Below are 9,603 nucleotides of genomic sequence, written 5' to 3'. Positions count from 1 at the left end.
AACGGCGAAAACTCCGCCGGAGGCTTCGGCATCACGCCCACCATCGCCGAAGACCTCTTCGATCTCGGCGTCCACGTCATCACCACCGGCAATCACGTCTGGGATAAAAGAGAGATCTTCGAATACATGACCGTCCCGGCTGACTCCGACGAGCGCGGCCGCCGCGTCCTGCGCCCGGCGAACTACTCAGCCAACACGCCCGGCTACGGCCTCTACCAGGGCGCGCTGCCCACCGGCCAGAAGTACGCCGTCATCAACCTGCAGGGCCGCGTCTTCATGTCGTCCTGCGACGACCCCTTCCGCAAGGCCGACGAGTTGCTCGACCAGATCGCCCGCGAGTCCGGCGCCAGGGTCATCTTCGTCGACCTGCACGGCGAGGCCACCAGCGAGAAGGCCGCGCTCGGCTGGTATCTCGACGGACGCATCACCGCCCTCATCGGCACCCACACCCACATCCCCACCGCCGACGAGCGCATCCTGCCCGGCGGCACCGCGTTTCAAACCGACGCAGGCATGTCCGGCCCCTACAACTCCGTCATCGGCGTCGAGGTCGAGCAGGTGCTCCAGCGTTTTCTCACCGGACTACCCGGCAAGTTCGACGCCGCCAAAGGCAACCCGAGGATGTGCGCCACGCTCATTGGCTGCGACGGCGCCACGGGCCGCGCGCACAGCATCCAGCGCATGATGCTCGGCGAATAGAACTTTCTATCCCATCAAACCAACCGCTTTCCATCGTCACACCTAAATCCGGTTCACGCTCTCGCACGTTCTTCCAAATAGAGGACGCCATCACGCCTGCATCCGATACGTCCGCACGAAGGAGAGGTAAACCGTGGAAAAAATCGATCATCTTATCAAGAGAGCGGTCTCGCGCAGGTCGTTTCTGGCAGGCGCGGGGACAGCAACGGCTGCTCTGGCCATCGGCTGCAGCAGCAACAGCGTCAGCACCGGCGGCGGCGGCGGAACAAACCCCGGCATCACCGACAACGACATCATGAACTTCGCCCTCAACCTCGAATACCTTGAGGCCGAGTTCTACCTCTACGCTGCAACCGGCAAGGGCCTCGCCTCTGCCGACGCCGGAACGGGCGCAGGCACCACCACCGTTCCCTCGGGCATCGCCGCGGTCCCCTGGGGCTCCTCCGGCTTCGCCCAGTACGCGAGCGAGATCGCGCAAGATGAGGTCAATCACGTCCGTTTTCTGCGACAGGCCATCACCGGCAACGGCGGAACTCCTGTGTCCCGTCCAAACATCGACCTCACCTTCTTCGCGCCGCTCGCCGTCGCCGCAGGCATCACGACCACGCCGACCTTCAATCCATTCCTCACGCCGCAAGCCTTCCTCATCGGCGCATTCGTCTTCGAGGACGTGGGCGTCACGGCGTATCACGGCGCGGCTGGTCTCATCTCAAGCTCGACCATCCTCGGCGCGGCTGCCGGTATCCTCGGCGTCGAAGCCTACCATGCGGCAGCCATCCGCACCCTGCTCACCGAAAGCGCCGCCACCACCAGCGATCAGACTTACGTCAACATCGCCAATAAAGTCGCCGACCTGCGTGGGACCCTTGGCGGCAGCAACGAGACGCACGTCGGCCTCTACGCCGGCGATCCGACCGTCGGCATCGTCGCAGCCGACACCACCAACGCCATCGCCTTCTCGCGCTCGACCGACCAGGTCCTGCACATCGTCTACGGCGCAGTCGGCGGAGCAGGCGTCGGCAAAGGCGGCTTCTTCCCCAACGGACTCAATGGCAAAATCACCGCAACCGCTTCCTAAGGACGGACCGACATGGCAACCCAAGAGACCAGACAACTCGACGAAATCATCTCCAGCCGCCGCGCCATGATGCTCACCGGAGGCATCGCGCTTGCCGGACTCATGCTCCCACGCGCAGCCAACGCCGCGGCCCTCACCGACAACGACGTGCTCAACTTCGCCCTCAACCTCGAATACCTTGAGGCGCAGTTCTACAACCTCGCGGCCTTCGGCGTCACCATCGACAAGTTGCCCACGCCCATTCCCGTCTCGGTCAACGGAGGCACAGCAGGCACCGTCACCGTGAAGCCCAGCTTCGCCAAAGTTCCCTTCAGCAGCCCCGTCATCTCTGCCTATGCCGCCGAGACCGCTGTCGAGGAACGGAAGCATGTCACCTTCCTCCAGGGTGCGCTCGGCTCAGCCGCCGTCTCCATGCCCAATCTCGATCTCTACCACTCCTTCAACACGCTCGCCTCTGCTGCCGGCATCGGGTCGGCCTTCGACCCCTTCGCCCACGACGCCGACTTCCTCATCGGCGCGTACATCTTCGAGGACGTCGGCGTCACCGCTTATCACGGTGCCGCCGGAGCCATCCAGAACAAAGGCACCCTTGGCGCGGCAGCAGGCATTCTCGCCGTCGAGGCCTACCACGCCGGCCTCATCCGTACTGCCCTCAACCAGCTCGATCCCACGGGAGCACTCGGCTTGCTGTCGCTCACCCAGAAGATCTCCGCCACCCGCAGCAAGCTCGCCAACCCTTCCGGCACGCCGGTAGACGACATCGGCCTCGCCACGATCAACGTCAGTCTCAACGCGAGCGCCTCAACCTATCCCGCGCTCACCTTCGTCGATGCCGACTCGAACAGCATCGCCTTCGCCCGCACTCCAACCCAGGTCCTCGCCATCGTCACCGGCGGAGCATCGAACAACCAGGGAGTCTTCTTCCCCAACGGCCTCAACGGCACCATCAAGTAGACTCACGCCGACTCGTCGCTTTCACTCACCTCACCAAAACCATCCGGGTGCCCCATCCATGCGCGGCTTCATCGCGCATGGGTGGGATTGCATACCCTCGCCCAGCCTGATTTTCCCTCACCGTTTGCATTCCAGTTGTCATCCTTCCGCGAAGCGCGAGGACCCGCTTTTCACACCTCCCGCAACCGCTCCCGCACAAACTCCGCCACCTCCGCCGTCACATACACCGGAGGCCGCATCGCCAGCACCGTTGTTCCTTCGACAACAATGTTTCGCAGCGAGCCTTCCTGCACGAGCACCGCGTCCGCACGCTCCAGCAACTCACGCGCCGACAGCTTGAAGTCCTCCACAGCAGGATCGATCACGCTCAAATAAACATCAGGCCGCAGCAACCCCACGACACTATTCGACTCGATCAGCACATTCTCCGCAGCCTCAATCTGGGGCCGAATCCGCGCCATCGCCTCCGCTAAATCTTCACGCCGCGCCCTCACCCAGAACGCGCGCGCAGCACCAGCAGTCAGAAACCGCGCCGTGTCCGTTGTCTGACCGGCGTCCTTTTCTTCACTCACCTCGACGCCCGCGTACTCCTCCCCGGACCGCGCCAGTGAGATCTTGAACGCAGTCCACCGCCGCTCTGCGAGCGCAGCAATCAGCCCGGCAGCGACACTCGTCTTGCCAACGCCCTTCGTCTGTCCCCCGACCACCACCATCGCCATCGCGCTACCGCTTCTTCAGCCGCGCCAGATCGCGCAGATACTCTTTCAAAGGCCGCGCAGGCCGCCCCCAGAAGACCTCGCCCGCGCCATGCATCTTCTTCCCGCTCAGCACACCTGCACCGCCGCCCAGAATCACGCCCCTGCCCACCGTCGCGTGTTCGCCAATCCCAACCTGCCCGCCCAGAATCGCGCCGTCCTCCACCACGCTCGACCCGGAGATGCCTGTCTGCGCCGCAATAATCACATTCTTGCCAATCACACAGTTGTGTCCAATATGCACCAGGTTGTCGATCTTCGTTCCACATCCAATCCGCGTCTCGCCCAGCGCGCCGCGATCAATCGTCGTGTTCGCGCCAATCTCGACATCGTCTTCAACACACAGCCGCCCCTGCTGCGGAAAGATCACATACTCCCCCGTCTCCGCCGACCGCGCATAGCCGAACCCCGTAGACCCCAGCACCGCCCCAGCCTGCACCACCACGCGGTCGCCAAGGGTCGTCCCCGCATACACCACAACCCGCGCATGGATATTGCAGTCCTTGCCGATACGCGCGCCGTCTTCAATCACCGCTCCCGGCCCCACGCTCGTGCCCTCGCCCAGCGTCACATCTTTGCCAATCACCGCCGTAGCATGTACGCCCGTCCGCTCACCGCGTCCCTTCAACCGCCGCGCCACCACCGCAAAGGCGTACCGCGCATCTCTGACCCACAGGACTCTCGTATCGGAATCGACGCCCTCCACCCGCAGCTTCGCATTCGCCAGAATCACTCCGGCCTTCGAGGCCAGCGCCAGCCCGAGCGTGGCGTCATCCACGGCAAACACCACCGACTCCGCCCCCGCGCCGTCGAAGCCCGAGACCTCACGCACCTCGCCCGTCGCACCGGGCGCATCCACCCCAACCCACTCTGCAACTTCGCGTATCGTCGCCATCAGTAGATCCCTGCCTCGCCCACCGGCCGCGTCTTCCATCGCCGGTGCATCCACAGCCACTGCTCAGGATACTGCCGAATATAGGCCTCCATCACCTCCGTAAACCGCGCCGTGTTGGATACGGCGTCCGCCTCTGCGTCGCCTGTGTTTACGACTTCCAACTCTTCTCCAAACCGCAACACATACTTCTTCTCTGCCTCGTGCCAGAGCAGAAACCCCGGCACCACCGCCGCGCCGGTCTTCAGCGCAATCCGCGCCATGCCCGAAGCCGTACACGCCTCCACGCCAAAAAACGGCACAAACACTCCCTGCGGCGGAGTCATGTTCGTGTCCATCAGAATTCCCACCGTCTCGCCTGCACGCATCGACGCAATCAGCCCGCGCGCAAAATCGTCTTTGTGGATCACGCGGTTGCCATGCATGCACCTCACCCGGTTCACAAACGCATCCACCAGCGGATTGTCCAGCCGCCGGATCACCATCCCCATCGGCATCCCCATCAGCGAGTGATAGAAGCTCGAAAGCTCCCACGCACCCAGATGTCCCGTCAGCACCAGCACGCCCTTGCCCTTGTCCCTCGCTCGCAGATAATTCTCCAGCCCCTCATAGCGGATAAACCGGCTCGCACTCTCCGCCGTATACCCCTGCATCTTCGTGAACTCCGCCAGCAAATATCCCAGGTTCCGGTACACGATCTGTAGAATCGCCTCCCGCTCGGCCTCCGTCTTCTCAGGAAACGCCAGCGCCAGATTCCGCAGCCCCACCTTCCGCAGCCGTCCCAACCCTCGGTAAGCAACCGCGCCAACCGCTGCGCCAATCGCCCGCGCCAGCCCGCGCGGCAACACGCCAAGCGTCCCCACGGCCAGCCACACAACGGCAAACTCCGCCCGCTCGCGGAAGCTGATGTCTGCCTTCGCGGCCTCTCTTTGAATGGCTTCGCTCAAGCCAACAGTCTACCGTCTCACGCAGTTTTTGCGGCAGACACGCGAAAGGGGCAGCCTCATCCGGCCGCCCCTTCCGCTGGGTTCCCTTTGTTGTCTTACCGGTTCCTGCGCGCCCGCACAAAGTAACGCGCCACGGTGCCCACAAACGCCCGCGCCTCCGACGGAGTCGCCTGATTTCCCTTCAGGATCGTCTCAAACGGAATGTTGGCTCCATAGAGCGTCCGTGTATCTTCCGAATTCTGCGAAACTACCGTGCCATCCAGATTGATTCCCGCAAACAGGCCCTTGCTGCGCGAATAGGTCAGAAACTCCGCGTTCAACTTCCAGTCCGTTCCAGCCGCGGCATTCCGGCCCACCGGACCGGCCGAAGCTGCCGCATCCGCGCCCAGTTTGAACTTGTTCTTCAGCATGTCCTGCAAGCCCTGGTCGTTCATGGCAACCATCACCAGATCCGTCGACTGCGCGCCAATCTGGAAACCGAAGCTTCCGCCGGCCATCTGGACGCAGACCGGGGCGCTCCAGCCCCGCGCCGTGCGGCAGGTAGCAACTCCCTGACCATACTGTCCGCCCACGACAAACGCTGCCTTCTTATAGCTCGGTACCACCACCACGCACGATGCGCCCGAAAGGATGCTCGATGGGATCGCCTTGTCCGGCGTCGCCATCACCTGCCGTATCACTGCAGCCGCGTCATTCAACCGTCCGGCTATCGTGGCCTTATCACTGGCCGCATGTGCAGAAAGCGGCAAAGCCATCATGGCCAGGGTACATGCAATCGCTGACAATCGTTTCATCTTCATCATTCATGCCTTTCGTATTCCAACTTTTGAGCTTGGCGAATGTTCCAGACCCGGAAATCGCCTGTTTCCAGCATCCTATGTGATGGACGGGCGCACAGGGGAGTTGCATCGGCAGGCAAAAAAGACAAACTGCCTTCCATCGCATAAAAAAATGGGGATTGCAGAGATAGTGCCGGGGGATCATCGGCGCTCTCTCTGCAATCCCTCTCCCAGGTCTGTGTTGCTTGTTCTCACTGTGCCTCACCTGGCACCCCTCCACAACGGTACGGAGGTATGTATACCTTCGAGTCGACTCGATTCATTACCAGGTTAACGAGAAGGGTAATAATGACTTGGCGTACTACTGCCCCAGCAAGTTCCGGTTCACCGCCTGCACCGAAAGAGCGATTCTGTTCTCCACCCCGACCTTCCGCATCAGGCGCCCCACATGCGCCTTCACGGTAATCACGTCAATCCCCAGCTCGCGGGCAATCTCGCGGTTGGGTTGACCGGCCACCAGCAAACGCAGCACCTGAAGCTCCCGTTCCGTCAGCCTGACCTCGGCCTTTTGTCCTGAAGCATCCAGCTTCGGCGACGAATCCAACAGCCGCGCCAGCACCTTGCGCGGAGCCCACACCGAGCCGTCCCGCACAATGTCAATCGCCAGCCGTATCTCGCTCTCTTTCGACGAATGCGTCAGATAGCCCTTCGCACCCGCGCCGATCACCCGCTGAATATATTCGTGCTCCTCCTCAAGCCCCAGCACAATCAGCTTCAGATGCGGCCGCGTGCGCCGAAACGTCGCCAGCAGCTCGAAGATATGCTCCGTGCAGGCCGCGTCCACCAACACCAGCGAAACATTCGAGTCGTCCAGCGCCCCCGGCACCGAGAGCGGCACAATCTCCACCAGCCCGCCCATCGGAAAGATGGTCTGCAAACCCAGCACACGCAACGGGTCCGTAGCTACCAGGCCAATCCGCAGGCTACCAGCCGGTGTTGTGTCGATCATCGCCTTCACAGCCTCAGTTACTCAGCATGTTTCGGGTGTAGCAGGCAAGTCTTAAAGCACCTGAAAATGCAGGCACGGGCTACAGCTTCGGCAGCACGATCCCCTGTTGTTTCTGGTACTTGCCCTTGCGGTCGGCGTAGCTGACTTCGCACGTCTCATCGGACTGGAAGAAGAGGATCTGGCAAAGCCCCTCATTCGCATAGATCTTTGCGGGCAGCGGCGTCGTGTTCGAGATCTCCAGCGTCACAAAGCCCTCCCACTCCGGCTCAAATGGCGTCACGTTCACGATGATCCCGCAACGCGCATACGTCGATTTGCCCACGCAGATCGTCAGCACATCGCGCGGAATCTTGAAATATTCAATCGACCGCGCCAGCGCAAACGAGTTCGGCGGAACGATCACGCTCTCTGCCTCGACCGTCACAAACGACCGCTCATCAAAGGCTTTCGGGTCGATAATCGCGCTGTTAACATTGGTAAATATCTTGAACTCGTTTGAGACCCTCAGGTCATACCCATACGAAGAAAGCCCATAAGAAATAACGCCTTCCCGGACCTGCTTCTCGCTGAACGGGGTAATCATTCCATGCTCTACCGCCTGCTGGCGGATCCAACGGTCGCCCTTAATCGCCACTCTGGTGCTTCCTTCCGAGGTTGAGTCAAAAAAACATATTGAAACGTGTGAACCCGATGCGGGCGCGTCGTCTGCCCTTGCCGCATTAGATTCTTCATCTTACGGCAGCGTTCTGTCATTGACAATCTCGCCCCGAGTTTCTACCATCTCGGTATTAATCCCGGTCAGCATCAAACGTAGCTAAGTTGATAAAATCAGAGCCCAAGGACGGCCCCAGATGATTAAACAGGATCTCATACAAAGGGTTGTTGAACGCACAGGTCTGCCGCGCACGAAGGCGGAATCCGCAGTCGACGCCATCTTCGAAAGCATGAAGCAGACCCTGATCGCTGGCGACCGTATCGAGTTGCGTGGATTCGGTGTCTTTACCGTGAAGCCGCGTAAGACTGGCATTGGCCGCAATCCAAGGACCGGCGCTGAAGTCACCATCGCACCCGGCAAAGCGGTTCGCTTCAAGCCCGGCAAAGAACTGCACCTCATCAACTAAGCCGCGGTGCTACATCAAATGCACTGCGTCTACGTCGGCAATTAAATTCCGGCGCGGAATGTTCTGCGTCTCGGCGAACTTCAACATCGCCCGCAGTGTCGCACCCAGTGCCTGCCGCTCCGCCGACTTCAACACAAAGTGGTAGCGATAGATACGCTTCAGCCGCACAATCGGCGCGGCCGCAGGTCCCAGCACCCGCACCTTCTCCAACCGCGTCTGCTCGAACCACTTCCCCAACAGCGCCGACCACCCCGTAGCCTCTTCCAGCCGCTCGCTCTGCACCACCACATTCGCCAGCGCCGCAAACGGCGGATAGTGCATCCACCGCCGGTAGTTCAGCTCCTTCGCCACAAACCCCGGATAATCATGCTTTGCCGCAAACTGAATCGCGTAGTGGTCCTGGTGATACGTCTGCACCAGCACCTTGCCCGGCAACTCACCACGCCCCGCGCGACCTGACACCTGCGTCAGCAGTTGGAACACGCGCTCCGCAGCGCGAAAGTCCGGCAGCCCCAGCGCAAAGTCCGCGCCCACAACACCTACCAGCGTCACGCCGTGAATGTCGTGTCCCTTGGCAATCATCTGCGTGCCGACCAGAAGATTAATCTCACCCGCATGAAGCCTCGCCAGCAGCCGTTCCATATCACTGCGTCCGCGCACCGTGTCGCGGTCCATGCGCCCAATCCGCGCGCCGGGAAATAGCTCCTGCAACCGCTCCTCGCCCTGCTCCGAACCCGCGCCAAGATAATAGAGGTGCTCGCTCCCGCACTTCGGACACACCTTCGGCACACCGCGCCGGTAGCCGCAGTAGTGGCACTCCAGCCGCTGCCCCGGCTGCGCCACATCTCCCGTCACCGCCTTGTGATACGTCATCGAGATGGCGCAGTTCTCGCACTCCACCTTCTCGCCGCACGCCCTGCACATCACCACGAACGAGTACCCGCGCCGGTTCAGCAGAATAATCGCCTGCTCGCCGCGATCGAGCGTTGCCTGCGTCTCCTCCACCAGCCGCCGCGAAAACAACTGCTCCTGCCCCGTCTCGCGGAACTCCGAGCGCATGTCCACCAGCTCCACCGCAGGCAGCGGCCGCTCCGCCACGCGCCCCCGCATCTCGACCCGTACGTAGCGCCCCTTGTCCGCATTCGCCCAGCTCTCCAGCGAAGGCGTCGCCGACCCCAGCACAACCACCGCGTCATTCAGCTTCGCGCGCATCACCGCCACATCGCGCCCGTGATAGCGCGGCGTCTCCTCCTGCTTGTAGCTGCCGTCGTGCTCCTCGTCCACAATCACCAGGCCCAGCTTCACCAGCGGCGCAAACACCGCCGACCGCGTCCCCACCACCACGCGCGCCTCGCCACGCCGAATCCTG

Annotated in this window: 11 protein-coding genes; 4 read left to right on the top strand and 7 right to left on the bottom strand. The window is 62.0% G+C overall.

All coding sequences use genetic code 11. From position 1 onward, the window contains the following. The 3 genes from VFU66_RS09355 to VFU66_RS09345 all read left to right on the top strand — a co-directional run. On the top strand, nt 1-699 hold a 699-nt coding region (locus VFU66_RS09355), incomplete at its 5' end, for a TIGR00282 family metallophosphoesterase (protein WP_326445976.1). Between the two features lie 133 nt (nt 700-832). Then, entirely contained in the window at nt 833-1,777 is a 945-nt protein-coding gene (locus tag VFU66_RS09350; RefSeq protein ID WP_326445975.1) for a ferritin-like domain-containing protein, read from the top strand. 12 nt (nt 1,778-1,789) lie between these two features. Next, the gene (locus tag VFU66_RS09345; RefSeq protein ID WP_326445974.1) at nt 1,790-2,731 is read left to right on the top strand and encodes a ferritin-like domain-containing protein; all 942 of its coding nucleotides are present in this window, start codon (nt 1,790-1,792) and stop codon (nt 2,729-2,731) included. A 170-nt stretch (nt 2,732-2,901) separates the two neighbouring features. Here the strand turns inward: VFU66_RS09345 and VFU66_RS09340 are convergent, their stop codons facing one another. The 6 genes from VFU66_RS09340 to dcd all read right to left on the bottom strand — a co-directional run bounded on the left by VFU66_RS09340 (nt 2,902) and on the right by dcd (nt 7,747). Then, on the bottom strand, nt 2,902-3,450 hold the full coding sequence (locus tag VFU66_RS09340) for a hypothetical protein (RefSeq protein ID WP_326445973.1): 549 nt from the start codon (nt 3,448-3,450) through the stop codon (nt 2,902-2,904). A 4-nt stretch (nt 3,451-3,454) separates the two neighbouring features. After that, complete coding sequence (gene lpxD, locus VFU66_RS09335; RefSeq protein ID WP_326445972.1) at nt 3,455-4,381, bottom strand: UDP-3-O-(3-hydroxymyristoyl)glucosamine N-acyltransferase; 927 nt, start codon at nt 4,379-4,381, stop codon at nt 3,455-3,457. Next, nucleotides 4,381-5,325, bottom strand: coding sequence for a lysophospholipid acyltransferase family protein (locus VFU66_RS09330; RefSeq protein WP_326445971.1), 945 nt, complete (start codon nt 5,323-5,325; stop codon nt 4,381-4,383). The genes lpxD and VFU66_RS09330 overlap by 1 nt, the downstream gene beginning before the upstream one ends. Before the next feature lie 95 nt (nt 5,326-5,420). Continuing rightward, on the bottom strand, nt 5,421-6,119 hold the full coding sequence (locus tag VFU66_RS09325) for a lipid-binding SYLF domain-containing protein (protein ID WP_326445970.1): 699 nt from the start codon (nt 6,117-6,119) through the stop codon (nt 5,421-5,423). A gap of 346 nt (nt 6,120-6,465) precedes the next feature. Beyond that, on the bottom strand, nt 6,466-7,113 hold the full coding sequence (locus VFU66_RS09320; protein ID WP_326445969.1) for a response regulator transcription factor: 648 nt from the start codon (nt 7,111-7,113) through the stop codon (nt 6,466-6,468). A 79-nt stretch (nt 7,114-7,192) separates the two neighbouring features. Next, entirely contained in the window at nt 7,193-7,747 is a 555-nt protein-coding gene (gene dcd / locus VFU66_RS09315; RefSeq protein WP_326445968.1) for a dCTP deaminase, read from the bottom strand. A 217-nt stretch (nt 7,748-7,964) separates the two neighbouring features. Here dcd and VFU66_RS09310 point away from each other — a divergent pair, with 217 nt between their 5' ends. Continuing rightward, nucleotides 7,965-8,234, top strand: coding sequence for an HU family DNA-binding protein (locus VFU66_RS09310; RefSeq protein ID WP_326445967.1), 270 nt, complete (start codon nt 7,965-7,967; stop codon nt 8,232-8,234). Between the two features lie 9 nt (nt 8,235-8,243). Here VFU66_RS09310 and priA read toward each other — a convergent pair. Beyond that, on the bottom strand, nt 8,244-9,603 hold a 1,360-nt coding region (gene priA / locus VFU66_RS09305; RefSeq protein ID WP_326445966.1), incomplete at its 5' end, for a replication restart helicase PriA.

The sequence above is a fragment of the Edaphobacter sp. genome (assembly GCF_035763405.1).
Taxonomy (GTDB): Bacteria; Acidobacteriota; Terriglobia; order Terriglobales; family Acidobacteriaceae; genus Edaphobacter.
This window is presented reverse-complemented; position numbering and strand designations above follow the sequence as displayed.

Bases quoted from the DNA above. Each gene is read 5' to 3' on its own strand.
- VFU66_RS09310 (WP_326445967.1), top strand. From the start codon at position 7,965: ATGATTAAACAGGATCTCATACAAAGGGTTGTTGAACGCACAGGTCTG.
- lpxD (WP_326445972.1), bottom strand. From the start codon at position 4,381: ATGGCGACGATACGCGAAGTTGCAGAGTGGGTTGGGGTGGATGCGCCC.
- VFU66_RS09320 (WP_326445969.1), bottom strand. From the start codon at position 7,113: ATGATCGACACAACACCGGCTGGTAGCCTGCGGATTGGCCTGGTAGCT.
- VFU66_RS09340 (WP_326445973.1), bottom strand. From the start codon at position 3,450: ATGGCGATGGTGGTGGTCGGGGGACAGACGAAGGGCGTTGGCAAGACG.
- VFU66_RS09325 (WP_326445970.1), bottom strand. From the start codon at position 6,119: ATGAAACGATTGTCAGCGATTGCATGTACCCTGGCCATGATGGCTTTG.
- VFU66_RS09345 (WP_326445974.1), top strand. From the start codon at position 1,790: ATGGCAACCCAAGAGACCAGACAACTCGACGAAATCATCTCCAGCCGC.